Source organism: Nakamurella alba (genome assembly GCF_009707545.1).
Taxonomy (GTDB): domain Bacteria; phylum Actinomycetota; class Actinomycetes; order Mycobacteriales; family Nakamurellaceae; genus Nakamurella; species Nakamurella alba.
The window spans coordinates 138063-163261 of sequence record NZ_WLYK01000003.1 but is presented as its reverse complement, the minus strand read 5'-3'; the positions used below and the strand labels follow the sequence as shown (position 1 = coordinate 163261).

The window sequence follows — 25199 nt, the reverse complement described above, 5'->3', positions numbered from 1 at the left end:
GCCGGTCAGCGGGCGGTGCGCTCCAGCGCGTCGCGCACCGGGATCATCTTGACCTGCGCCTCGCGGGCCTCGTGCTCGGGATCGGAACCGGCGACCACCCCGCAGCCGGCGAACAGCCGGACCGTCCGCCCGGACACCTGCGCGCAGCGCAGCGCGATGGCGAAGTCGCCGTCGCCGGCCGCGTCGATCCAGCCGACAGGTGCGGCGTACCGGCCGCGCGGGCCCGCCTCCAGCTCCCGGATCACCTGTCGGGCAACGTCTCTCGGAGTGCCACCGACCGCGGCGGTGGGATGCAGGCGGGAGGCGACGTCCAGGGCCGACAGCGACGGGTCGGCCAGCACGCCGGTGATGTCGGTGGCCAGGTGGGTCAGGTTCGCCAGGGCCAGCGGCCGCGGGCCGGCCGGCACGTCCAGCTCCGCCGTGACGGCGCGCAGCGTGTCGGCCACCGAGTTCGCGGCGAACCGGTGCTCGGCGAGATCCTTGGCGCTGGACAACAATTCGGTCGCGACGGCGGCGCCGGAGCGCTCCGGCCAGGCGGTACCGGCCAGCACCCGCGAGGAGATACGGGTGCCGCGGCGGCGCACCAGCAGCTCCGGGCTGGCCCCGAGCAGACCGTCGACGGCGAACGTCGCACACGACGGGTAGGCGTCCGCGAGGTGCTGCAGCAGCAGTCGCTCGTCGATCGGGTGCTCCGCCTGCGCCTCGAGATCGTGTGCGAGCACCACTTTTTCGAGCTCGCCGGCGCGGATCCGGCTGCGGGCGGCGGCCACCGCGGTGGTGAACGCGGCCGCCGACATCCCGGCGTCCGACCAGCTGATCCGGCCCGGTGCGCTGACCGGGACCGGGGTGCGCACCGACGGGGCGCCGATGACCGTCCGGAAGGCCACACCGTCGCGGCGGCCGAGCAGCACGGACGGGATCACCGCGACCGCGGTGTCCGGGTCGTCGAACCCGAGCGAGACGAAGGCCACCGGCCCGGCGCCCGGGACGTCGCTGTCGTGCTCCAGCGCGCCGAGGGTGCGGGTGACCCAGGCGCCGATCCGGGCCGCGGCATCGGGCCCGGAGGTGCGCAGCACCGCATGGGTGCCCCACCCGACCAGACCGTCGCCGCCGACGACGAACGCAGCGGTGCCGGTGGGCGCGGGAAGCACGGCGAGGAGGTCGGTGGAGGGATCGAGCGGACGGGTGACGGCGACCCGGGTGGCGGGGTCGGTGCGCGGCAGGTCGGGGACGACGGACCCGGGCCGGTCGGTGCGCGGTGCGTAGGGGGCCGTCATGATGCGATCCAGGGTAATCGCGCGGGCGGCGACCTCCGGCCGGTCGGGGAGTGGCGTTTGTCAACCCCGGCGCCCGGAGCGACCCGGGCCGCGCCCGCGTCCGCCGCATAGACTCCCGACCCGTGCCGACACCCACCGGGCGACCGCTGCCCCGGAGCCGCCGGATCGTCTCCGGGGTGCTGATCCTGATGGTCGGGGCGATCACCGTGATGTGTCTGGTGCTGTTCATCGCGCTGCGGCTGGACGACGCACAGATCGAGTCGGACCCTGGCGTGGCCACCGCCACCGTGCTGTCGGTCTCGCCGCTGCGGACCGGCATCGAGTTCGTCGACGCCACCGGCCAGACGATCCGGCCGCCGGGCGGCGTGCTCTACCCCGGACTGCTCTCGGTCGGCCAGCAGTTCCTCGTCGAGTACTCGCTGGAGGACCCGACGATCGCCCGGGTGGCCGGCCGGACCGCGTCCGTCGCCGACCTGCCGATCGCCCTCACCGTGGCGCTGACCTGGGTGATCGGGGGAATCCTCTGGTGGCTGCTGCGTCGCCGCCGGCCCGTGGCAGCGGACGCCGCCGACGAGGGCGAGGCGGGCACCACCGATCCGGACCCGGCGGACCGGAGGGTCGCGACGGAGGCCGACCTGTCAGGGGCCCGGCCCACCGAGCGGTGATGCGGCCGACCGCGTCGGCGCGGCGGGCGGTGCTCTCCGCACTCGCGGCCCGGCGGGCGCCGGCCCGGTCCGGTGAACCCGGAGGATCAGCCGTTGATCAGGGCGAGCACCTCGTCCAGCACGGCCGGCACGGCAACGACGACACCGTCCAGCGGCAGCGCCGAGGGGCGGCCGTCGAGGTCGGTGACCGCCAGTCCGGCCGCGACCGCCAGTGCGAGCGCGCCGGCGACGTCCCAGGAGTGGTAGCCGCTCTGCGGCAGCACCGCGGCGGTGGCATGGCCCAACGGCACCTGCGCCAGGGCGAGCGCGGACGACCCGAGGTGCCGGACGCCGGCGTGGTGGGCGCGGGCGCCGTGGGTGAGGGCCGCGAGCTCGGGCCGGGTGCCGGGACGCCCGGGCTCGGTGAAGATCAGCGACCCGGCGAGGGTGCCGTCGGCCGGGGCGGCCGGCGGGGCCATCGGCCGGCCGTCGGCGAACAGACCGCGGTCCCGCGCACCGGAGAACACCACCCCCCGGTACGGATCGGCGATCACCCCGACCAGCGGTCCCTGGGCGTCGACCAGCCCGAGTGAGTAGCAGCACCAGCGCAGACCGGCGACGTAGTTCGCGGTGCCGTCCACCGGGTCGACGATCCACAGCAGCTCCGGTCCGCCGGGTTCGCCGGGCAGGCCGTGCTCCGCGCCGCCGTACTCCTCGCCGAGCACCGGGACTCCGGGGAACGCGGCCTCCAGCACCCGCCGGGTGTGCCGCTCCAGGGTCCGGTCCGTCTCGGTGACCCAGTCGAACGGGTTGGCCTTCGCGTCGGGGGCGGCCTGCCGCCCGGCCGTCGCCGTGATCACCTCGGTGGCGTCGGAGGCCAGGCGGCCCGCAACCTCGAGAGCGGCGGAAACGGTCCCGGGTCCGATGCGCCCGGCGAGAGGGAGAGCCATGCCCTCCACAGTGCCAGGGCCCGGTGTCGGGGAGGTCACCCGCAGGTGACCCCGCGGTGCACGCACGGCACCGTGCGTGATGGGAAGGTCACATGCCGTGCGTGCAGGACGCCCGGCCCGCCGCACCCCGGAACGACGGGGCGGCGACACCGCCCGGGCGCACTAGGCTCATCGACCATGGGACGCGCCGGGCTGGAGAAGAACCCGCGCCAGGTCGCCGCCATGTTCGACGACGTGGCCGGTCGCTACGACCGCACCAACACGCTGCTGTCCGGGTTCCAGGACCGGCGCTGGCGTCGGCACAGCGTGCGCGCGCTGGACATCGGGCCGGGCAGCAAGGTGCTCGACGTCGCCGCCGGCACCGCGGTGTCCACCGAGCAGATCGCGCAGACCGGCGCCTGGGCGGTGGCCTGCGACTTCTCGCTCGGCATGCTGCAGGCCGGCAAGCGGCGGACGGTGCCGAAGGTGGCCGGGGACGCGCTGCGGCTGCCGTTCGCCGATGCCTCCTTCGACGCGGTCACCATCTCCTTCGGGCTGCGCAACGTCGAGGACCCGGCCGCCGCGGTCGCCGAGTTCGCCCGGGTCACCCGGCCCGGCGGTGTGCTGCTCATCTGCGAGTTCTCCCGGGCCCGCCCGGCGCCGATCCGCTGGGTCTACCGCGGCTACCTCAAGCACGTGATCCCGCGGATCGCCCGCCGGTTCTCCTCGAACCCGGACGCCTACACGTATCTCGGCGAGACCATCAACGCCTGGCCGGACCAGCCGACGCTGGCCGGGATCATCTCCGGACAGGGCTGGACGGACGTGGCCTGGCGCAACATGACCTTCGGCGTGGTCGCCCTGCACCGGGCGATCAGGTCCGCCGCATGACACGACCCCCCGGGTTGCAAGTGATCTTGTGATCGGTCTTACACTGGGCCTACGCCACTTAGTGAACGGATTCACAATCTCGTTCCCGGGCCCTCGGTCGGAACCGCCGCCGCCGGAGGGACCGGACGCCGCAGGAACGGGAAGGGAGTTGCAGCAGTGACCGCAGCAGGAGCCGCATCGGGAGGCCATCCCGATTCCGCCGCCGACGTGATCGTCGTCGGTGCCGGTCCTGCGGGCGCGACGGCTGCGACCTACCTGGCCCGGTCCGGGGTCGACGTGCTGCTGCTGGAGAAGTCGACCTTCCCGCGGGACAAGGTGTGCGGTGACGGCCTCACCCCGCGTGGGGTCAAGCAGGTGCTCGCCCTCGGTATCGACGTCTCCGGCGACGACTGGTTGCGCAACCGCGGCCTGCGGGTCGTCGGCGGCGGCCGGTCGATCGAGCTGGACTGGCCCACGCTGCAGGACTTCCCGGACTTCGGGCTGGTCCGCACCCGGCGCGACTTCGACCAGATGCTGGCCGACCTGGCCGTGAAGTCCGGCGCCCGGCTGCACCAGGGCACCTCCGTCACCGGGCCGGTGGTCGACGAGAAGTCCGGCCGTATCATCGGTGTCACCGCCAAGACCGAGGCCGGCCCGCGCACCTTCCGGGCGCCGCTGGTGCTGTCGGCCGACGGCGTGTCCGCCCGGCTGGCGCTGGCGATGGGCATCGGCAAGAACGAGAAGCGGCCGCTGGGCGTCGCGGTGCGGCAGTACTACGCCAGCCCGGCGCGCACCCACGACGACTTCCTCGAGTCGCACCTGGAGCTGTGGGACCGCAGCGACCCGCGCGACCCGAAGCTGCTGCCCGGCTACGGCTGGATCTTCGGGCTCGGCGACGGCACGGTGAACGTCGGCCTCGGCATGCTCAACTCGTCGAAGGCATTCGGGCGCACCGACTACCGCAAATTGCTGCGCACCTGGCTGGACGGCACCCCGGAGGAGTGGGGGCTGCGCGAGGCGCAGGCGATCGGTCCGGTCGGCGGTGCCGGCCTGCCGATGGGTTTCAACCGGACCCCGCACTACGGACGGGGTCTCGTGCTGCTCGGCGACTCGGCCGGCGCGGTCAACCCGTTCAACGGCGAGGGCATCGCCTATGCGATGGAGTCGGCGGCACTGGCCGCCGAGTCCGTGCTGCAGGCGCTCGGCCGGCCGGAGGGACCGAGCCGGGAGGCCGCGCTCGAGGGCTACTCGGCGGCGATGAAGGAGCACCTGGGCTCGTACTACCGACTCGGCGGGATCTTCTCCACGCTGATCGGCAAGCCGGCGATCATGAAGACCGCCACCCGGCTCGGGCTGCCGCGCAAGCACCTGATGTACCTGGTGCTCAAACTGCTGGCCGGCCTCTACGACGGACGCGACGGCGACTGGGCGGACAAGGTGGTCCGCACCCTGAACTCCCTGGCACCCAGCGTCTAGTACCACCCGCAGCACCGCAGTGGAAGCAGTACCGCAGTAGAAGCAGTGCCCGCAGTAGAAGGCAGTACCCGGCACCACCAGCAGTGGGGTCACGGCGCGACGACGCGCCGTGGCGTGGTTCGTCACCCGCGGTCCGAGAGGTCCGCGGACCGTAGTGCTCCGTGATTTGCAATGGCGCAGAAGGAGAGTCGACGGTGAGTGAATATCTGCCGATCGTGATCCTGCTCATCGTGGCGGGCGGCTTCGCCGTGACCAACGCGACGGTGCTCACCGACCTGGTCGGCCCGCGCCGGTACAACCGCGCGAAGCTGGACGCCTACGAGTGCGGCATCGAGCCGACACCGCTGCCACCGTCGACGGCCGGCCGTTTCCCGGTGAAGTTCTACCTGACGGCCATGCTGTTCATCATCTTCGACATCGAGATCATCTTCCTCTACCCCTGGGCGCAGTCCGCCGTGCCGCTCGGGGTGTTCGGCCTGATCGAGATGGGCCTGTTCATCGGCACCGTGTTCGTCGCGTACGCCTACGTCTGGCGGCGCGGGGGTCTCGACTGGGATTGACCGTACCGACGGGTGCCGGCCGCCGCCGGACACCCGGACTTCCTCCGGGAAAGGAGTCACCGCCGTGGGTCTGGAGGAGAAACTGCCCAACGGGATCCTGCTGACCAGCGTGGAGAAGCTGGTCAACTGGACCCGGAAGGCGTCGCTGTTCCCGGCGACGTTCGGGTTGGCGTGCTGCGCCATCGAGATGATGACGACCGGCGCGCCGCGCTACGACCTGGGCCGGTTCGGCATGGAGGTGTTCCGCGCCTCGCCGCGGCAGGCCGACCTGATGATCGTCGCGGGCCGGGTGACGCAGAAGATGGCGCCGGTGCTGCGGCAGATCTACGACCAGATGGCCGAGCCGAAATGGGTGCTGGCGATGGGGGTCTGCGCGTCGTCGGGCGGCATGTTCAACAACTACGCCGTTGTGCAGGGGGTGGACCACATCGTGCCGGTCGACATGTACCTGCCCGGCTGCCCGCCACGGCCGGAGATGCTGATCGACGCCATCCTCAAGCTGCACGCGAAGATCATGGACGACCCGATCAACAGCGTCCGGGCCGCCGAGTTCGAGGGCAGGCGCACGGATCTCGTCGCCTCCTCGGTGCGGTACGGGCGCAACGGGGTGCTGCACGGCCGGCCGATGCCCTCCGACGAGGAGCTCGCCGCGCAGACCGCCCGCGCCGAGGCGGTGCGGCCGTGACCACGCCGAAGGGCACCCCCGGGGAGGCCGAGGGGTCGACCACGGTGCCGGGCGCGCCCGGTGCCTCGTCCTCCGCCGACCGGCCCGCCTCGGTGCAGACCGGCACCTCCGACGGCCCCGGCGCCGCCGAGGCGGGCGACGGCACCGGCAGCGCGGTGGCCGAGACCGCCACGCACGAGCCGACTCCCGCCCGCGGTGCGCCGGTCACCGGCACCGAGCGTTCCGGCATGTTCGGCGCGCACGGGTCCGGCGACACCTCCGGTTACGGCCTGCTGATCCGCGAGCCGTACACGCCGACCCGGGCCGAGCGGCCGTTCGGCGGCTACTTCGACGAGGTCGCCGACGCGCTCTTCGCGGCGATGGCCGAGGCCGGGGTGCCGGTGACCGCGGTCGAGCAGATCACCGTGGAACACCGGGAGATGACGGTCTACCTGGCCCGCGAGCACCTGCCCGCCCTGCTGTGGATCGTCCGCGACGACCCGTCGCTGCGGTTCGAGCTGGCGGCCTCGATCTCCGGGGTGGACTACGGGCCCGGCGTGCCCCGCCGGCTGCACGTGGTCTACGAGCTGCTGTCGATGACCTACCGGCGCCGGTTGCGGCTCGAGATCGCCGTGGACGTCGAGGATCCGCACGTGCCGAGCGCCGTGCAGACCTACCCCACCGCGGACTGGCACGAGCGGGAGGTCTGGGACATGTTCGGCATCATCTTCGACGGTCACCCGGGACTGACCCGGATCTTGATGCCGGACGACTGGGAGGGTCACCCGCAGCGCAAGGACTATCCGCTCGGCGGCATCCCGGTCGAGTACCAGGGTGCCGAGATCGCCGCCCCCGACACCCGCCGGAGCTACTCATGAGCACAGCGCGCAGCACCCGGACCACCGAGGGCCGGATGTTCACCGTCACCGGCGGCGACTGGGACGACTTCGTCGACGGCCTGCGGGACGAGACCATCGAGAGCGACGAGCGGATCATCGTCAACATGGGTCCGCAGCACCCGTCGACGCACGGCGTGCTCCGGCTGATCCTGGAGATCGAGGGCGAGACCGTGGTGCAGGCCCGGTCGGTCATCGGCTACCTGCACACCGGGATCGAGAAGTCCTGCGAGTTCCGGACCTTCACCCAGGGCGTCACCTTCGTGACCCGCGCCGACTACCTCTCGCCCGCCTTCAACGAGGCCGCCTACTGCATGGCGATCGAGAAGCTGCTGGACATCGAGGTGCCGCGGCGGGCCCAGCACATCCGGGTGCTGCTGATGGAGTTGACCCGGATCACCTCGCACCTGGTCGCCCTCGCGACCGGCGGCATGGAACTCGGTGCGCTGACCGGCATGACGGCCGGCTTCCGGGAGCGGGAGGAGGGCCTGCACCTGATGGAGTTCCTCACCGGGCTCCGGATGAACATGGCCTTCATCCGCCCCGGCGGCGTGGCTCAGGAGCTGCCGGACGGCTGGGAGCAGAAGGTCACCTCGTTCATCGAGGTGATGCGCTCCCGGCTGCCCGACTACGACAAACTGCTGACCGGGCAACCGGTCTGGAAGGGCCGACTGGTCGGGGTCGGGGTGCTGCCGCTGGAGGGCTGCATGCAGCTCGGCATCACCGGGCCGATCCTGCGCTCCGCCGGACTGGCCTGGGACCTGCGCAAGACCATGCCGTACAGCGCCTACGAGGAGTACGACTTCGACGTGCCGGTGGCCGACGAGGCCGACTGCTACGCACGTTTCAGGTTGCGGCTGGCCGAGATCTGGGAGAGCTTGAAGATCATGGAACAGGCCGTGGTCAAGCTCGCCGAGCCGGGGCCGGTGATGGTCACCGACAAGAAGATCGGCTGGCCGGCGCAGCTCTCGATCGGGTCCGACGGCATGGGCAACTCGCTCGAGTACATCAAGAAGATCATGGGCGAGTCGATGGAGTCGCTGATCCACCACTTCAAGCTGGTGACCGAGGGGTTCCACGTGCCGGCCGGCCAGGCCTACGTCGGCATCGAGAGTCCTCGCGGGGAACTGGGTTGCCACATCGTGTCCGACGGCGGCACCCGCCCGTTCCGGGTCCACCTGCGCGACCCCGGGTTCGTGAACCTGCAGTCCATGCCGGCCATGTCGGAGGGATCGATGATCGCCGACGTGGTGGCGGCGGTCGCGTCCATCGACCCGGTGATGGGCGGTGTCGACCGGTGAACCGCATCGGCGTCCCCGAGTTCGTCGCCGGCACCACGGATTTCGACGAGACTACCCGGGCCCGGGCGGACGCGCTGGTGGCGCGCTACCCGGTCGGCCGGTCCGCGCTGCTGCCGCTGCTGCACCTGGTGCAGTCGGTGGAGGGCTGCGTCACCCAGGGTGGGATCGAGTTCTGCGCCCGGCAGCTGGATCTCACCGCCGCCGAGGTGTCCGCGGTGGCCACGTTCTACACGATGTACAAGCGCCGGCCGTGCGGCGAGCACCTGGTCAGCGTCTGCACCAACACGCTGTGCGCGGTGCTCGGCGGCGACGAGATCTACGCGGCCCTGTCTGACCACCTGGGCGTCGGGCACGAGGAGACGGCCGGGGAGCCGGGCGAGCCCGGGTCGATCACCCTGGAGACCGCGGAGTGTCTGGCCGCCTGCGACCACGGGCCGGTGCTGCAGGTGAACTACGAGTTCTACGACCGGCAGACCGCCGACGGCGCACTGGGTCTGGTGCAGGCGCTGCAGCGCGGCGAGAAGCCGGCACCCACCCGGGGTGCCCCGCTCACCGACTTCCGCACCGCCGAGCTGGAGATCGCCGGCGTGGTGCCGGCGGACGAGGCCGCGCGGGTCGCCGGCAACTCGGTGTCCGAGTACACGTTGCGCGGCAACACCATCGCCGAGGCGACGGGCGCGAGCGCGCCGGCGATGCCGGACCACTACGACATGCCGGCGCTGCCGGAGAAGAAGTGACCGCCATGGCCATCGCAGAGATCCGGGGGACGGCATGAGCACACCCGAGACCGAGCAGGCGTCGATCACGCCGGTGCTGACCCGCCGGTGGTCCTCGCCGCAGTCGTGGACCCTCGACAGCTACCGGCAGCTGGACGGCTACTCCGCCCTGCGCACCGCGCTGACCGTCGATCCCGGGCAGTTGGTCGAGCTGATGAAGGCCTCCGGCCTGCGCGGCCGCGGCGGGGCCGGCTTCCCGACCGGGCTCAAGTGGTCCTTCCTGCCGCAGGGCGACGGCAAGCCGCACTACCTGGTGGTCAACGCCGACGAGGGCGAACCCGGGACGTGCAAGGACATCCCGTACATGATGGCCGATCCGCACGCGCTCATCGAGGGCTGCATCATCACCTGCTACGCGATCCGGGCACCGTTCTGCGCGATCTACATCCGCGGCGAGGCGCTGCACTCGATCCGCCGGGTGACCGCCGCGGTGAACGAGGCGAAGGCCGCCGGGTTCCTCGGGAAGGACATCCTGGGTTCGGGTTTCGACCTGGAGATCGTGGTGCACGCCGGTGCGGGCGCCTACATCTGCGGCGAGGAGACGGCGTTGCTGGACTCCCTCGAGGGGCGCCGCGGCCAGCCGCGGCTGAAGCCGCCGTTCCCCGCCGTCGCCGGGCTGTACGCCTGCCCGACGGTGGTCAACAACGTCGAGACCATCGCCACAGTCCCGGCGATCGTCGCGGGCGGGCCGGACTGGTACCGGTCGATGGGCACCGAGAAGTCGCCCGGGCCGAAGATCTACTCGCTGTCCGGCCACGTCACCCGGCCCGGGCAGTACGAGGCGCCGATGGGCACCACGCTGCGGCAACTGCTGGCCAGCGCCGGTGGGATGCTGGACGGGATCCCGCTGAAGTTCTTCACCCCGGGCGGCTCCTCGACGCCGATCTTCACCGCCGAGCACCTGGACGTGCCGCTGTCCTTCGACGACGTGGCCGCCGCCGGCTCGATGCTCGGCACCACGGCGCTGATGTGCTTCAACGAGACGGTGTCGGTGCCGTGGGCGGTCTGGAAGTGGCTGGAGTTCTACAAGCACGAGTCGTGCGGCAAGTGCACCCCGTGCCGGGAGGGCACCGGCTGGCTGGTGCAGATCCTGCGCCGGGTGGTCGGCGGCACCGGGACGATGGAGGACCTGGACACCCTCGCCGACGCCGCGGGCAACATCGCCGGCCGGTCGTTCTGCGCGCTCGGCGACGCGGCCGCGACGCCGATCCTGTCCTCCTTCAAGTACTTCCGCGGTGAGTTCGAGGACCTTGTCACCGGGCGCACCCCGCCGGTGATCTCCGCCCGCGCCCTGGTCGGGGCCCACTGATGCCTGCAGCGCACGAGGAGGTGCAGCGATGACCCAGGTGGCGAACCCGCCCGCCGGTGCCGACGGACCGGCCGACACTCCGGTGCCGGAGGGCCATGTCCGGCTGGTGATCGACGGGATCACCGTGGACGCACCGAAGGGCGAGCTGGTGATCCGCACCGCGGAGCGCATCGGTACCGCCATCCCGCGGTTCTGCGACCACCCGCTGCTGGAGCCGGTCGGTGCCTGCCGGCAGTGCCTGGTCGAGGTGGAGATGGGCGGCCGGCCGATGCCCAAGCCGCAGGCCGCCTGCACCCAGACGGTCGCCGACGGCATGGTGGTGCGCACCCAGGTGTCGTCGCCGGTGGCGGAGAAGGCACAGCGGTCGAACCTGGAGTTCCTGCTGCTGAACCACCCGCTGGACTGCCCCATCTGTGACAAGGGCGGCGAGTGCCCGCTGCAGAACCAGACGCTGGCCAACGGCGCCGCGACGTCCCGCATGCACGAGGCGAAGCGGGTCTTCACCAAGCCGATCGCGGTGTCGACGGAGATCCTGCTGGACCGGGAGCGGTGTGTGCTGTGCCAGCGCTGCACCCGCTTCTCCGAGCAGATCGCCGGGGACAAGTTCATCGACCTGCTGGAGCGCGGTTCGGCGCAACAGATCGGCATCAACAGCGCGGAGCCCTTCCAGAGCTACTTCTCCGGCAACACCATCCAGATCTGCCCGGTCGGTGCCCTCACCTCGGCCGCCTACCGGTTCCGCTCCCGGCCGTTCGACCTGGTCTCCACCCCGTCGGTGTGCGAGCACTGCGCGGGCGGCTGTTCGCTGCGCACCGACCACCGGTCCGGGGTGGTGATGCGCCGGCTGGCCGGCGCCGACCCGGAGGTCAACGAGGAGTGGAACTGCGACAAGGGCCGGTTCGCCTTCGCCTACCTGCGCTCCGACGACCGGCTGACCCGGCCGCTGGTCCGCAACGCCGAGTCCGGCGAGCTGGAGCCGGCCTCCTGGACCGAGGCGATGACCGCAGCGGCGGAAGGCTTGCTGGCCGCCCGTGATTCGCGCGGGGTCGCGGTGCTGACCGGCGGTCGGCTGACCGTCACCGATGCCTACGCCTACGCGAAATTCGCCCGGGTGGCGTTGCGCACCAACGACATCGACTTCCGGGTCCGGATCCACTCCGAGGAGGAGGCCGCCTTCCTGGCCACCCGGGTGGTCGGCCGGACCCCGGCGACCGGCGGCGTGACCTACGGCGAGCTGGAGAAGGCGCCGGCGGTGGTGCTGGTGGCACTGGAGCCGGAGGAGGAGTCCGGCATCCTGTTCCTGCGGCTGCGCAAGGCCTCCCGGCGCGGCGTGCCGGTGTTCTCGGTCGGCGCCGTGCACACCCGGTCGCTGTCGAAGATGTCCGGCACCCTGCTGCCGGCGGTGCCGGGCTTCGAAGCCGCCGTGCTGCAACAGCTCTCGGACTCCGGGAACGAGGAGGCCGCCGCCACCGGACTGCGGTCGCCGGGCGCGGTGATCTTGGTCGGCGAACGGGCCGCCGGCACGCCGGGTCTGCTGGACGCCGTCGGCGCGCTGGCCGATGCCACCGGTGCCCGGATCGGCTGGGTGCCGCGACGGGCGGGGGAGCGCGGCGCGCTGGAGGCCGGTGCCCTGCCGCACCTGCTGCCCGGCGGTCATCCGGTGGCCGACGATTCCGCCCGTGCCCACGTGGAATCCGTGTGGGGGGCAACGGTCCCGTCCGCCCCCGGCCGGGACACCGCGGCGATCCTGGCCGCCGCCGGGACCGCCACCGGACCGTCGGCGCTGCTGATCGCCGCCGTCGAGCCGGGCGACCTGCCCGACCCGGCCGCCGCGGTCGCCGCCATCGCGGCCACCGGCTTCGTGGTGAGCCTGGAGATCCGGCGCAGCGCGGTGACCGAACTGGCCGACGTGGTGTTCCCGGTCGCCGCGACGCCGGAACGGTCCGGGGCCTTCGTGAACTGGGAGGGCCGCATCCGGCCGTTCGAGAAGGCGCTGGACGCCGGGCGTCTGGACGAGGGCCGGATCCTGGACACCCTCGGGGTGGAGATGGACGTCGACCTCTACACGCAGACCCCGGTCGCCGCCCGCGCCGACATGGCCAGGGTCGGCCGCTGGACCGGGCCGGTCCCGGCGACCCGCGCCGGTAGCGCCCCGGTCGATCCGGGCGAGGGGTTCCGGCTCAGCAGCTGGCGGATGAACCTGGACGCCGGCCGGATGCAGGACGGTGAACCGCATCTCGCCGGCACCGCCCGGCCGGACGTGGTCCGGCTGTCGCCGGCGGACGCGGCCGCGCTCGGGCTGACCGACGGCGGTCCGGTGACCGTCGACGGGCCGTCCGGCGGATCGGTGACCCTGCCGCTGGCGGTGACCACGATGCTCGACGGTGTGGTGTGGCTGCCCGGCCGGGTGCGCGGGACGCCGCTCGGCGCCCTGCTGGGCACCGGTGCCGGCGGCCGGGTGGACGTGCGGTCCGGAGTGAAGGTGGAATCGCGATGACCGGTCCCGTGCTGCGCGACGTGAGCCCCGGGCTCACCCCGGACGGCTCGGTGCAGCTGCTGCTGGCCGACGACCCGTGGTGGCTGGTGCTGATCAAGGCGGTCATCGTCTTCGCCCTGCTGCTGCTGATGACATTGTTCGCGATCTGGTTCGAGCGCCGGGTCGTCGGCCGGATGCAGCACCGCCCGGGACCCAACTGGAACGGCCCGTTCGGTCTGCTGCAGTCGCTCGCCGACGCGCTGAAGCTGATCTTCAAGGAAGGCATCATCCCGGCGCGGGCGGACAAGTTCGTCTACATCGCCGCGCCGATCATGGCCTGCATCCCGGCCTTCCTCACCTTCTCGGTGATCCCGGTCGGCGGCGAGGTCAGCATGTTCGGCCACCACACCGCGCTGCAGCTGGTCGACCTCCCGGTCGGCGTGCTGGCGGCGCTGGCGTTCGCCTCCATCGGCGTCTACGGGATCGTGCTCGGCGGCTGGGCCTCCGGGTCCACCTACCCGCTGCTCGGCGGCCTCCGCTCGGCGGCGCAGCTGATCTCGTACGAGGTGGCGATGGGCCTGTCGTTCGTCGCGGTGTTCCTCTACGCCGGAACCCTGTCCACCTCGGCGATCGTCACCCAGCAGGCCGGCGGCTGGTACGTCTGGCTGCTGCCCGTCTCCTTCGTCATCTACTGCATCTCGATGGTCGGCGAGACCAACCGCGCGCCGTTCGACATGGCCGAGGCCGAGGGCGAACTCGTCGGCGGCTTCAACACCGAGTACTCCGGGATGCGGTTCGGCACCTTCTTCCTCGCCGAGTACATCAACATGATCAACGTCTCGGCGATCGCCACCACGCTGTTCCTCGGCGGCTGGCGCGCACCCTGGCCGCTCTCGCTCATGGAGTGGACGAACACCGGTTGGTGGACGGTGCTCTGGTTCATGGTGAAGCTCTGGCTGTTCATGTTCGTGTTCGTCTGGATCCGCGGCAGCCTGCCCCGGGTGCGCTACGACCAGTTCATGCACCTGGGCTGGAAGGTGCTGGTGCCGGTCTCGCTGTTGTGGATCGTGCTGATCTCCACCGCCAGGGTGCTGAACACCGCCACCGACCTGTCCACCCGGGACGTGCTGCTGTGGCTAGGCATCCCGCTGGTGGTGGTGCTGCTGGTGGTCGCGTTCTGGCCGCAACGGGCCCGGGATCCCGACTCCGACGACGAGCCGGAGCCGGAAGAGGTGTTCGAGCTCCGCGAGGGCCCGCCGGACACGGTGGTCGGGCCGCGGCTCGGCGCCTATCCCGTCCCACCTCTGGACCTGGTCGTGCCGGTGCCGCCGATCCGCGCACGCCGTACCGCCCTGCCCGCGGGCGGGCAGTCCGACATACCCGATCCGACCGAAGTGGGGAGCCGCTGATGTCGATCTTCGATCCCGTCAAGGGTTTCGGTGTCACCTTCGCGACCATGTTCAAGCCGGTGGTCACCGAGGACTACCCGCGCAACCCGACGGAGACCGCGCCCCGGTACCACGGCCGGCACCAGCTCAACCGGCACCCGGACGGCCTGGAGAAGTGCGTCGGCTGCGAGCTGTGCGCGTGGGCCTGCCCGGCGGACGCGATCTTCGTCGAGGGCGGCGACAACACCGACGAGCAGCGGTTCTCGCCCGGCGAGCGGTACGGGAAGAACTACCAGATCAACTACCTGCGCTGCATCGGATGCGGGCTGTGCATCGAGGCCTGCCCGACCCGGTCGCTGACCATGACCAACGAGTACGAACTCGCCGACGACGACCGGCAGCGGCTGATCTACACCAAGGACCGGCTGCTGGCGCCGTTGCTGCCGGGGATGGAGCAGCCGCCGCACCCGATGCGCCTCGGCGACGACGAGAAGGACTACTACGTCAAGGGTCCCGAGCTGGTCCGGCAACGCCGCGACGCCCAGCCGGTGGTCAGCGAGGCACAGCGGGCCGCCGCACACACCGATCCGGACGGGTCGGTGCCCGCTCCCGGCGCGGCGACCGGGGCCGATGCGCCGGGCAACCCGCCGGGTGCCGGCAGTGCCGGGACCGTGCCGAAGCCGGTGCAGCCGTGAGCGCGGCGCTCGCGGTCGCCGCGGAGGCGGCGGCCACCGGGGGTGGCGAGCAGATCGGCTTCTGGATCCTGGCGCCCCTGGCCCTGCTCGGCGCGGTCGGCATGGTGTTCGCGAAAGGTGCGGTGCACTCGGCACTCTGGCTGGTGCTGACGATGCTGTGCCTGGGCGCGCTGTACATGGCCCAGGGCGCGCAGTTCCTCGGCTTCGCGCAGATCATCGTCTACACCGGCGCGATCATGATGCTGTTCCTGTTCGTGCTGATGCTCACCGGCCGGGATGCCGGCGACTCGGTCGTCGAGATCCTGCGTGGGCAGAAGGTCGCCGCGGCGCTGGCCGGGCTGGGCCTGGTCGCCCTGCTGGTCACCGGCATCGTCCGCACCTTCGAGACCACCCCGTTCGCCGGCCTCGAGACGCCGATGGCGGACCGGGGTGCGATCGGCTCTCTGGCCGCGGTGCTGTTCACCGACTTCCTGTTCCCGTTCGAGCTGACGAGCGCGCTGCTGATCACCGCGGCGGTGGGAGCGATGGTGCTGGCGCACATCGAGAAGGCGCCCGGCGAGAAGCGCACGCAGCGGCAGCGGGTGATGGCCCGCATGCGGTCCGAGCGGATGTCGCCGCTGCCGGGGCCGGGGGTGTTCGCCACGTCCTCGTCGAATGCGACACCGGCGCTGCTGCCGGACGGTTCGATCGCGCCGGGTTCGGTGTCCGACCTGGTGGAGCAGTCCGAGGCGCGCCGGGTGGTGCGGGCGCACCGGTCCGGTGACGGCCCGCCGGTGCTGACCGGTCCGGAGCACCCGGACCACGCCGGCGACGGCGCCGACGGCGGTTCCGACTCGGTGGGGGAGCGGTCGTGAACCCGAACCACTACCTGATCCTGTCCGCGTTGCTGTTCGGCATCGGAGCCGTCGGGGTGCTGGTGCGCCGCAACGCGATCGTGGTGTTCATGTGCGTGGAGCTGATGCTCAACGCGGTGAACCTGTCGCTGGTCACCTTCGCCCGGATGCACGGGGATCTCGACGGGATCGTCATGGCGTTCTTCGTGATGGTGGTCGCCGCGGCCGAGGTGGTCGTCGGGCTGGCGATCATCATGTCCATCTTCCGCAGCCGGCGCAGCGCCTCCGTCGACGACGCGAACCTGCTGAAGTTCTGATGAGCACCCGTATCCCGCTCCGCCGTCCACGCAGTCCACGCAGAAGTGGAGTCCGATCGTGACCGCCTCCCTCGCCGCGGTGGGGAACCTCGCCGCGGAGGCCACCGCACCGGCCTCCGGCGCCGGCAGCCTGGCCTGGCTGCTGCTGGTGCTGCCGCTGGCCGGTGCCGCCGTGCTGCTGCTCGGCGGCCGCCGGATGGACCGGATCGCGCCGGTGCTCGGCTGTCTCACCGTGCTGGCCGCGTTCGTCATCGGGCTGTCGATCTTCCTGCAGACGGTGGGTGCCGCCGAGGACGCCCGCCGCACCGGCCAGCACCTGTTCACCTGGTTCGCCAGCGGCTCGCTGGACATCGGGTTCGGCCTGCTGCTGGACCCGCTCTCGCTCACCTTCGTACTGCTGATCACCGGCGTCGGGTTCCTGATCCACGTCTACTCGATCGGCTACATGGCGCACGATCCGGAGCGACGGAAGTTCTTCGCCTACCTCAACCTGTTCGTCGCCTCGATGCTGCTGCTGGTGCTCGGCGACGGGTTCGTGACGCTGTACTTCGGTTGGGAGGGCGTGGGTGTCGCCTCCTACCTGCTGATCGGGTTCTGGTCCGACCGGCGCAGCGCGGCCACCGCGGCGAAGAAGGCGTTCCTGATGAACCGGGTCGGTGACGTCGGCCTGGCGCTGGCCATCTTCCTGATGTTCTCAGAGCTCGGTACCACCTCCTACGAGGGTGTGTTCGCCGGGATCGGTGACCTGGCGGCCCGTTCGCCCGGCACCGTCACCGCGATGGCGCTGCTGCTGCTGCTCGGCGCCTGCGGCAAGTCCGGCCAGGTACCGCTGCAGGCCTGGTTGCCGGATGCGATGGAGGGCCCGACCCCGGTCTCCGCGCTCATCCACGCGGCGACCATGGTCACCGCCGGTGTCTACCTGATCGCCCGGTCGTATCCGGTCTTCGACCTCACCGCGACGGGCCGGCTGGTGGTGGCCATCGTCGGCGCGGTCACCCTGCTGCTCGGCTGCATCGCCGGCTGCGCCAAGGACGACATCAAGAAAGTCCTTGCCTACTCCACGGTCTCGCAGATCGGGTACATGTTCCTGGCGGTCGGTCTGGGTGCCGGGGTGTACGCGCTCGGCATCCTGCACCTGCTGACCCACGGCTTCTTCAAGGCCGGGCTGTTCCTCGGTGCGGGCAGCGTGATGCACGGGATGAACGACGACGTGGACATGCGGCGCTACGGCGGGCTCGCCCGGAGGATGCCGATCACCTTCGTCACGATGGGCCTGGGCTACCTGGCGCTGATCGGTTTCCCGTTCCTGTCCGGGTACTTCTCCAAGGACCCGATCATCGAGGCGGCGTTCGCAGCCGGCGGCACGGCGGGCGTGCTGCTCGGCGGCGCGGCCCTGCTCGGCGCCGGTCTCACCGCGTTCTACATGACCCGGCTAATGATCATGACCTTCTTCGGACCGCCGCGCTGGCAGGAGATCCCGGCGCCGGACGGGCGGGACTACCATCCGCACGAATCGCCGCCGGTGATGACCGTCCCGATGATCGTGCTGGCCGTCGGATCGCTCGGTGCCGGTGCCTTCCTGGCGATCGGCGACCGGCTCCAGGAGTGGCTCTCGCCCTCGCTCGGGGCGTTCGAGGAGCCGCACCCGGCGATCGGCGCCACCACGGTCACCGTGCTCACCCTGGTGATGGTGGCGCTGGGCATCGTCATCGCCTGGCTCGCCGTCGGCCGCCGGCCGGTCCCGCTGGTCGCGCCGGAGCGGGTCAACCCGTTGGTGGCCTTCGCCCGGGCGGACGCCGGCGGCAACGTCGTGAACGAGACCCTGGTCGCCCGGCCGGGTCTGGCGCTCGGCAAGGGGCTGCTGGTGGTCGACGGCAAGGGGGTGGACGGTGCGGTCAACGGCGTCGGCACCCTGCTCAGCGGGGTCTCCCGTGGCGGCCGGCGCTGGCAGAACGGCTTCGTCCGGTCCTACGCGCTGTCCATGCTGTCCGGCACCGTCGTGGTGATCGTCGCGCTGTTGGCGGTGAGATTCTCGTGAGAACAGCCTCTTTCGCGAGCCCGACAGTGGATGGGCGACGAGGCGCGGCGATGGAGAGGGAGGGACTCGCATGACCCAGTCCTGGTACCTGCCGGTGCTGATCGCGGTGCCGCTGATCGGCGCGGTGCTGGTGGCGTCGATGAAGGGCTCGCCGGCCCGCACGGTGAAGACCACGGCGCTGCTGTTCTCGCTGGTGCCGGTCGTCCTGGTGGTCCTGCTGTGGATCGCCCACCGGAATTGGCAGACCGCCGGTGGTGTGTTCACCGCCTACACCCCGCTGAGCGGCGACCCGACGATCCCCGGGCAGGCCTTCTACTCGTCGGTGTTCTCCGTCGACTGGATCCCGGCGTTCGGCGTGCACTTCTCGCTGGGCATGGACGGCATCTCGCTGGTGATGGTGGCGCTGATCGCGTTGCTGGTGCCGATCGTGCTCGGCGCGTCGTGGGAGGAGAAGTTGCCCGAGGGTCGCACCGTGGGCGGCTATTTCGCGCTGATCCTGGTGCTGGAGTCGGCGATGATCGGCGTCTTCGCGGCCACCGACGTGTTCCTGTTCTACGTCATGTTCGAGGTCATGCTGATCCCGATGTACTTCCTGATCGGGGCGTTCGGCGGCCCGCGGCGGGCGTACGCGGCGACCAAGTTCTTCCTCTACTCGCTGCTCGGCGGTCTGCTGATGCTGGCGTCGCTGATCGGGCTGTTCCTGGCCTCCGGCCGGGTGCTCGGCACCGGCACGCTGGACTGGGCGACGTTGCGCACCATCGCCACCGAGATCCCGGAGTCCACCCAGCTCTGGATCTTCGCCGGCTTCGCGATCGCCTTCGCCATCAAGGCGCCGCTGGTGCCGCTGCACACCTGGCTGCCGGATGCCGGTGCCGAGGCACCGGTCGGCGCGGGCACGCTGCTGGTCGGCGTGCTGGACAAGGTCGGCACCTTCGGCTTCCTGCGGATCTGTCTGCCGCTGCTGCCCGCGGCGAGCGCGAAGCTGTCCTGGTTGATCATCCTGCTGGCAGTGATCGGCATCGTCTACGGCGCGATCGTGGCCGCCGGACAGACGGATCTGAAGCGGTTCGTCACCTACACCTCCATCGCCCACTTCGGTTTCATCTGCTTCGGCGTCTTCGTGTTCACCACACAGGCGATCAGCGGGGCGGTGCTCTACATGGTCAACCACGGCATCGCCACCGCGCTCCTGTTCCTGGTGGTCGGCATGCTCACCGCCCGTGGTGGGTCCCGGCTGATCGCGGACTACGGCGGGGTGTGGAAGGTGGCGCCGGTGCTCGGCGGGCTGTTCCTGATCGGATCGCTGGCCACCATCGCGGTGCCGGGCACGAACTCTTTCGTGTCCGAGTTCCTGGTGCTGATCGGGGCTTTCGGCCCGCAGCCGGCCTGGGCGATCATCGCCACCACCGGCATCGTGCTGGCCGCGCTGTACATGCTCTGGATCTTCCAGCGCACCATGACCGGCCCGGTCCGCGGCAGCGCGGTGCTGCAGCAGGAGCCGGACGGCACCGGTGCGCCGGAGCTGACCGCCGCGTTCCCGGACACCGCCGGTCCGCCGGAGCTGCCGCCGGCGGAGGGCCCGCACGGTCCGGAGGGTCACGAGACCGACCACGGGCACGGCGGTCTCGCCACCGCCGTGCGCGCACGGGTGCGGTTCGGTGATCTGAACCTGCGCGAGAAGGTCGTGCTGGCACCGCTCGTCGTCCTGGTGGTGCTGCTCGGCGTCTACCCGCAGCCGGTGCTCGACGTGATCAACCCGACTGCCGAGCAGACGGTGGCGGCCTCCGGCCACACCGAGCACGGTGAGCCGCTGACCAACGGGGGTGCCCGGTGACCGCACCGTTGACGACCGTGCTGCCGCAGCTGCTGGCCGCCGCGCCGAACGACCCGATCCCGGCCCCGTCGGTCGACCTGACGGCGGTGCTGCCGGTGCTGATCGTGCTCGGCGCGGCATGCCTGGGTGTGCTGTTCGAGGCGGCGTTGCCGCGCGGGAAGCGCTACGGCGCACAGGTCGTGCTGTCGGTGGCCGCGGTGGTCGCCGCCGGTGCGTTCACCGTCGCCGGCGGTGTCCGCGGGCACTACGCGGTGACCTTCGCCGGGTCGGTCGCGGTGGATGCCGGCACCTACGTGATGTGGGGCGTGCTGCTGGTGCTGGCGCTGCCCAGCGTGCTGCTGATGGCCGACCGGGTGTCGGAACCGGGTGGTGCGTTCGTCGCCCAGGCCGCGGCGCGGATCGGGTCGGCGCGGGACCGGGCGCAGACCCAGGTCGCCACGCCGATGCAGACCGAGGTCTTCCCGCTGACCCTGTTCGCGATCGGCGGCATGCTGGTCTTCCCGGCGGCCTCCGACCTGCTGACCCTGTTCGTCGCGCTGGAGGTGCTCAGCCTGCCGCTCTACCTGCTCTGCGGGCTGGCCCGGCGGCGCCGGCTGCTGTCCCAGGAGGCTGCGGTCAAGTACTTCCTGCTCGGCGCGTTCACCAGCGCCCTGCTGCTGTACGGCATCGCGCTGCTCTACGGGTACGCCGGCACCATCAGCTTCTCCGGGATCGCCGCCGCGATCTCCGCCGGGTCCGGCAGCGACACCCTGCTGCTGTCCGGCATCGCCCTGCTGGTGGTCGGACTGCTGTTCAAGGCTTCCGTCGGCCCGTTCCACCTCTGGACCCCGGACGTCTACCAGGGCGCCCCGACCCCGGTCACCGCGTTCATGGCGGCCTGCACCAAGGTGGCGGCCTTCGCGGCGATGCTGCGGGTGCTGACGGTGGCGATCGGCCCGATGACCTGGACGGTGCGGCCGGTGCTCGCCGTGGTGGCGGTCGCCTCCATGCTGATCGGCGCGGTGCTCGGCATCACCCAGACCGGCATGAAGCGGGTGCTGGCGTACTCCTCGGTGGCGCACGCCGGCTTCATCATCCTGGGCGTCATGGCGATGTCCGAGCGCGGCGCGTCGGGGACGATGTTCTACCTGCTCACCTACGGCTTCGCCACGGTCGGGGCGTTCGCGATCTTCACCGTGGTGCGCAAGGGCAACGGCGAGGCCTCGTCGCTGGCGGACTGGGCCGGGCTGGCGAAACGCTCGCCGGTGCTCGCCGCGGTGATGAGCCTGTTCCTGCTCTCCTTCGCCGGGATCCCGCTGACCAGTGGCTTCATCGGCAAGCTCAGCGTCTTCACCGCGGCCGGGGGCGCCGGGCTGGGCTGGCTGGTCGTGGTCGCCATGTTCGCCACCGTCATCACCGCGTTCTTCTACCTGAAGGTCGTGGTGCTGATGTACTTCTCGCCGCCCAGCGGGTCGGCCGGCAGTGTGGGTGGCGTGGACGACCTTCCTGGCGAGCGCACCAGCCCGTACGTGGTGGTGCCCGGCCCGCTGACCGCGATCGTCATCGGGCTCTCGGCGCTGGTGACCCTGGTGCTGGGCATCGCGCCCGGATGGTTCCTCGACGTGCTGGCCGTACCGCTGCCGTTCTCCGGCTGACGGACGGACCGGTGTCGGGGGAGATGCCGATGTCGGCCCCGCGACGGGACCCGGAGATGCCGAGGCCCGGGTCGTCGCCGGCGCCCACGGCCCGGGCCGCTGCCTGTCGGTGTCCCCGTGCTCGTCGGCCGCCGGCCCGGTCCGGACGAACGGCACGAACCGAGCAGTCGTCCGGCACAGATAGGCTGGCCAGGTGACATCCCCGACCGTGATCGCCGGCATCGAAGTGGCCGATCCCGCCCTGCTGGCGCGGGTGACCGACGGACTCGCCAGGGTCGAGGACCTGCTGCACCGGGAACTGGTCAGCGAGTTCGACTTCGTGACCGAGGCCGCCTCGCACCTGATGGACGCCGGCGGCAAACGCTTCCGGCCGCTGTTCACCCTGGTGGCGGCGGGCGTGGGGCCGAACCCGGAGTCCGACGACGTGATCACCGCCTCCGCCGTCGTCGAGTTGATCCACCTGGCCACGCTGTACCACGACGACGTGATGGACGAGGCGGACGTGCGGCGCGGGGCCAAGTCGGCCAACGCCCGCTGGGACAACTCCATCGCCATCCTGACCGGCGACTTCCTCTTCGCCCACGCCTCCCGGCTGGTCGCCGGGCTCGGCCCGGAGGCCGTCCGGATCATCGCCGAGACCTTCGCCGAGCTGGTCACCGGGCAGACCCGGGAGGCCGTCGGGCCGCGACCGGGGGCCGACCCGATCCAGTACCACCTGCAGGTGCTGGACGAGAAGACTGCGGCGCTGATCGACACCTGCGCCCGCTACGCCGGCATCTTCTCCGGGGCGAGCGACGCCGACACCAAGGCGCTGCGCCGGTTCGGCCGCGCCGTCGGGGTGGCGTTCCAGATCTCCGACGACATCATCGACATCGCGTCGACGACCTCCGGCAAGACCCCGGGCACCGATCTGCGCGAGGGTGTGCCGACGCTGCCCGCCCTCTACACACTCGCCGACCCGGACGCCGATCCGCGGCTCAAGGACCTGGTATCCCGGCCGCTCACCGACGATGCCGAGGTGGCGGAAGCGGTGGAGCTGCTGCGGGTCTCGCCCGGCATGGCGCGGGCCCGGCAGACGCTCGAGGACCACGCCCGGACCGCCCGTACCGAGCTGGAGACGCTGGCGCCCAGCAGCTCCCGCGCGGCGCTGCTGTCGCTCACCCAGTTCGTGCTGGACCGCTCGCACTGATCCCGGCATCGGGGTCCGGAGCGCTGTCCGGGTCCGTGGTGCTGTCCGGATCAACCACGCTGTCCGGGGACCCGACGGTGTGCGCTTTCGCCCGCCGGGCGGCCCGGACGCTGTCGAAGCTGAACAGCACCAGTGCGCACCAGATGAGGACGAACCCCACCCAGCGGGCGGCGGACATGTGCTCGTGGAAGTACAGGACGCCGAGCAGGAACTGCATCACCGGGGTCAGGTACTGGAGCAGCCCGACCGTGGACAGCGGCAGCAGCCGGGCAGCGACGCTGAACGAGAACAGCGGCAGCACGGTGACCACCCCGGCCGCGGCCAGCAGCAGCGAGTGGCCGATGCCGTGGTCGACGAAGGTGCCGTCCCCGCGGAACTCGATGACCAGCAAGTAGGTCAGCGCCGGTACCAGCACGACCAGACCCTCGGCGGTCAGCGAGGCCTGGGCGGGCAGCGGAACGACCTTCTTCACCAGCCCGTAGAGCCCGAAGGACACCGCCAGGGCCAGCGCGATCCACGGGACGTGTCCGCCGGCGATCGCGATCACCAGCACGGCGGCGAGACCGAGGGCGACCGAGACCCATTGCGCGACACGGAGTCGCTCCCGGAACACCACGACACCGAGCAACACGCTGAACAGCGGGTTGACGAAGTAGCCGAGGGCGCCTTCGACGACGTGCCCGGCGTTGACCGCGTAGATGTAGACGCCCCAGTTGACCGCGATCAGCGCGGCGGCCAGGACGACGAGACCCCAGGTGCGGGCCGAGGCCTGCCGCAACGTCCTCCACTGCCGGGCAGCGGTCAGCAGCAGCGCGGTGAGCAGCAGTCCCCAGAGCATCCGGTGGGCCAGGATCTCGACCGACCCGGCCGGCTTGAGCAGCGGCCAGAAGAGCGGGAAGAGCCCCCACATGCCGAAGGCCGCCACCCCGAAGCCCAGACCGCGCCGCACCGGACCTCCGTTCGTTCCGGCGTCCGCTCGGGCGCCCCGGCGTCCGCCAGGGACGCCCGGCAGAGCCTACGACCGTGCTGTGGTGGCCGATGACCACGGCGCCGGGGCGGCAGGTCCCCGGCCGGCCGGGTGGGGCGGCTGCGGGCGCAAGGGGCCGGAGCCGACCTGCCGGCCACCCCATCGTCAGGCCGGCGGCACGGGTCGGTCGAGCAGGGTGGACAGGACCAGGCGGGACTCGGTGCGGGCCACCCCGTCGGCCGACCGGAGCCGCTCGAGCGCCCGCTCGAACTCGGCCATGTCGGCGGCCCGCAGGTGCACCAGGACGTCGGCGTCGCCGCTGACGGTGTAGGCGGCGACCACCTCGGTGACCGGCTCCAGGATCCGCCGGATGCGGTCGGGCGAGGTGTTCCCGGTGTAGGTGACGGCGACGAAGGCCTGCAGGTGCCGGCCCATCGATCCCGGGTCGATCCGCGCGGTGAACCCGGTGATGACGCCGTCCGCCCGCAGCCGGTCCACCCGGCGCTTCACCGCCGGCGCGGACAGTCCCACCACCTCGCCGATCTCCCGGAACGATGAGCGGGCGTCGAGGGTCAGGCACGACATGATGTGACGGTCGATGCTGTCGATCTGCAACACACTGCTCCTCGGGACGGGTCCGGACGCACGACATCATCCCATCGACACTCCTCGCCGATGTGGCGACGGTGCATCCGCGACACACTTTCGCGACCGTCGCGGCACACTGCCGGCCACACCTGTCACGACCGGTGACCGAGAAATGCGGACCGGCTCTGCCGACAGTGCGTCGCGGACAGTGTGGGAAATACTTATGCCCGCATTCAGAGCACTTCGTGTCACCCATTCCCGACCATTTCCGGCGACCATTGCCCGACGGCAACCCTGGCGCGCGTCACGCAATGGGGATTGGTAGGGTTCCGGTGAAATAGGCCGTGCATGTCTGCCGACGGTGAAGCCGCATCCTTCGATCGGCCCAAGAGGGTTGACCCGGCACCCTGCGCCGTCGAGCGCCGGCCCGCCGGGGTCCCCGGGCTCGTGGCCCAAGCGATCATGCCTGCACAGCAACAGGTCTCGTGCGCAGTTGCGATCATGACCGATGCCGTTCCGGACAAGTCGGACGAATCAT

22 protein-coding genes are annotated in these 25199 nt (G+C 71.3%); 18 read left to right on the top strand and 4 right to left on the bottom strand.

Annotation, left to right across the window (positions count from 1 at the left end; genetic code table 11):
• Window positions 1-5: 5 nt before the first annotated feature.
• Window positions 6-1277, bottom strand: coding sequence for an isochorismate synthase (locus GIS00_RS11015; protein WP_154768492.1), 1272 nt, complete (start codon window positions 1275-1277; stop codon window positions 6-8).
• A gap of 122 nt (window positions 1278-1399) precedes the next feature.
• On the opposite strand from GIS00_RS11015, the gene GIS00_RS11010 reads away from it, so the two are divergent.
• Window positions 1400-1942: a DUF3592 domain-containing protein gene (locus tag GIS00_RS11010; protein WP_154768491.1), complete on the top strand. Its 543-nt coding sequence runs from the start codon at window positions 1400-1402 to the stop codon at window positions 1940-1942.
• 86 nt (window positions 1943-2028) lie between these two features.
• Here GIS00_RS11010 and GIS00_RS11005 read toward each other — a convergent pair whose 3' ends face one another.
• Window positions 2029-2871 (bottom strand): inositol monophosphatase family protein, encoded by an 843-nt coding sequence (locus GIS00_RS11005; protein WP_154768490.1) that lies wholly within the window; start codon window positions 2869-2871, stop codon window positions 2029-2031.
• Between the two features lie 177 nt (window positions 2872-3048).
• Between GIS00_RS11005 and GIS00_RS11000 the strand changes: the two genes are divergently transcribed.
• From GIS00_RS11000 to GIS00_RS10920, 17 genes are all read left to right on the top strand, one after another.
• Window positions 3049-3741 carry a demethylmenaquinone methyltransferase gene (locus tag GIS00_RS11000; RefSeq protein WP_154768489.1) on the top strand — a complete coding sequence of 231 codons (693 nt, stop codon included), beginning with the start codon at window positions 3049-3051 and terminating at the stop codon, window positions 3739-3741.
• Window positions 3742-3897: 156 nt separating this feature from the next.
• Window positions 3898-5196 carry a geranylgeranyl reductase family protein gene (locus GIS00_RS10995; protein ID WP_322097847.1) on the top strand — a complete coding sequence of 433 codons (1299 nt, stop codon included), beginning with the start codon at window positions 3898-3900 and terminating at the stop codon, window positions 5194-5196.
• A 194-nt stretch (window positions 5197-5390) separates the two neighbouring features.
• Window positions 5391-5756: an NADH-quinone oxidoreductase subunit A gene (locus tag GIS00_RS10990; protein ID WP_322097846.1), complete on the top strand. Its 366-nt coding sequence runs from the start codon at window positions 5391-5393 to the stop codon at window positions 5754-5756.
• Between the two features lie 64 nt (window positions 5757-5820).
• Window positions 5821-6441, top strand: coding sequence for a NuoB/complex I 20 kDa subunit family protein (locus tag GIS00_RS10985; RefSeq protein ID WP_322097845.1), 621 nt, complete (start codon window positions 5821-5823; stop codon window positions 6439-6441).
• Window positions 6442-6596: 155 nt separating this feature from the next.
• Window positions 6597-7298, top strand: coding sequence for an NADH-quinone oxidoreductase subunit C (locus tag GIS00_RS10980; protein ID WP_407666848.1), 702 nt, complete (start codon window positions 6597-6599; stop codon window positions 7296-7298).
• Window positions 7295-8617, top strand: coding sequence for an NADH-quinone oxidoreductase subunit D (locus GIS00_RS10975; RefSeq protein WP_154768488.1), 1323 nt, complete (start codon window positions 7295-7297; stop codon window positions 8615-8617). The genes GIS00_RS10980 and GIS00_RS10975 overlap by 4 nt, the downstream gene beginning before the upstream one ends.
• Window positions 8614-9354: an NADH-quinone oxidoreductase subunit NuoE gene (gene nuoE, locus GIS00_RS10970; RefSeq protein WP_322097843.1), complete on the top strand. Its 741-nt coding sequence runs from the start codon at window positions 8614-8616 to the stop codon at window positions 9352-9354. Before GIS00_RS10975 ends, nuoE begins: the two co-directional genes overlap by 4 nt.
• A gap of 34 nt (window positions 9355-9388) precedes the next feature.
• Window positions 9389-10702, top strand: coding sequence for an NADH-quinone oxidoreductase subunit NuoF (nuoF, locus tag GIS00_RS10965; RefSeq protein ID WP_154768487.1), 1314 nt, complete (start codon window positions 9389-9391; stop codon window positions 10700-10702).
• A gap of 28 nt (window positions 10703-10730) precedes the next feature.
• On the top strand, window positions 10731-13199 hold the full coding sequence (locus GIS00_RS10960; RefSeq protein WP_154768486.1) for an NADH-quinone oxidoreductase subunit G: 2469 nt from the start codon (window positions 10731-10733) through the stop codon (window positions 13197-13199).
• Window positions 13196-14587, top strand: a complete 1392-nt coding sequence (nuoH, locus tag GIS00_RS10955; protein WP_154768485.1) for an NADH-quinone oxidoreductase subunit NuoH — start codon at window positions 13196-13198, stop codon at window positions 14585-14587. Before GIS00_RS10960 ends, nuoH begins: the two co-directional genes overlap by 4 nt.
• Window positions 14587-15261, top strand: coding sequence for an NADH-quinone oxidoreductase subunit NuoI (nuoI, locus tag GIS00_RS10950; protein ID WP_230313446.1), 675 nt, complete (start codon window positions 14587-14589; stop codon window positions 15259-15261). The genes nuoH and nuoI overlap by 1 nt, the downstream gene beginning before the upstream one ends.
• Entirely contained in the window at window positions 15258-16115 is an 858-nt protein-coding gene (locus GIS00_RS10945; protein WP_322097842.1) for an NADH-quinone oxidoreductase subunit J, read from the top strand. The genes nuoI and GIS00_RS10945 overlap by 4 nt, the downstream gene beginning before the upstream one ends.
• Window positions 16112-16411 (top strand): NADH-quinone oxidoreductase subunit NuoK, encoded by a 300-nt coding sequence (nuoK, locus tag GIS00_RS10940; RefSeq protein ID WP_322097841.1) that lies wholly within the window; start codon window positions 16112-16114, stop codon window positions 16409-16411. Before GIS00_RS10945 ends, nuoK begins: the two co-directional genes overlap by 4 nt.
• Window positions 16412-16490: 79 nt before the next feature.
• Entirely contained in the window at window positions 16491-18449 is a 1959-nt protein-coding gene (nuoL, locus tag GIS00_RS10935) for an NADH-quinone oxidoreductase subunit L (RefSeq protein WP_407666847.1), read from the top strand.
• 70 nt (window positions 18450-18519) lie between these two features.
• Complete coding sequence (locus GIS00_RS10930; RefSeq protein ID WP_154768484.1) at window positions 18520-20283, top strand: complex I subunit 4 family protein; 1764 nt, start codon at window positions 18520-18522, stop codon at window positions 20281-20283.
• Window positions 20280-21917 carry an NADH-quinone oxidoreductase subunit NuoN gene (nuoN, locus tag GIS00_RS10925; protein WP_322097839.1) on the top strand — a complete coding sequence of 546 codons (1638 nt, stop codon included), beginning with the start codon at window positions 20280-20282 and terminating at the stop codon, window positions 21915-21917. The genes GIS00_RS10930 and nuoN overlap by 4 nt, the downstream gene beginning before the upstream one ends.
• Window positions 21918-22110: 193 nt before the next feature.
• On the top strand, window positions 22111-23106 hold the full coding sequence (locus GIS00_RS10920) for a polyprenyl synthetase family protein (RefSeq protein ID WP_322097838.1): 996 nt from the start codon (window positions 22111-22113) through the stop codon (window positions 23104-23106).
• On the opposite strand, the gene rarD is transcribed toward GIS00_RS10920, so the two are convergent.
• Complete coding sequence (gene rarD, locus GIS00_RS10915) at window positions 23075-24055, bottom strand: EamA family transporter RarD (protein WP_322097837.1); 981 nt, start codon at window positions 24053-24055, stop codon at window positions 23075-23077. The genes GIS00_RS10920 and rarD overlap by 32 nt on opposite strands.
• Before the next feature lie 183 nt (window positions 24056-24238).
• Window positions 24239-24682, bottom strand: coding sequence for an Lrp/AsnC family transcriptional regulator (locus GIS00_RS10910; RefSeq protein WP_407666846.1), 444 nt, complete (start codon window positions 24680-24682; stop codon window positions 24239-24241).
• Between the last annotated feature and the right edge of the window lie 517 nt (window positions 24683-25199).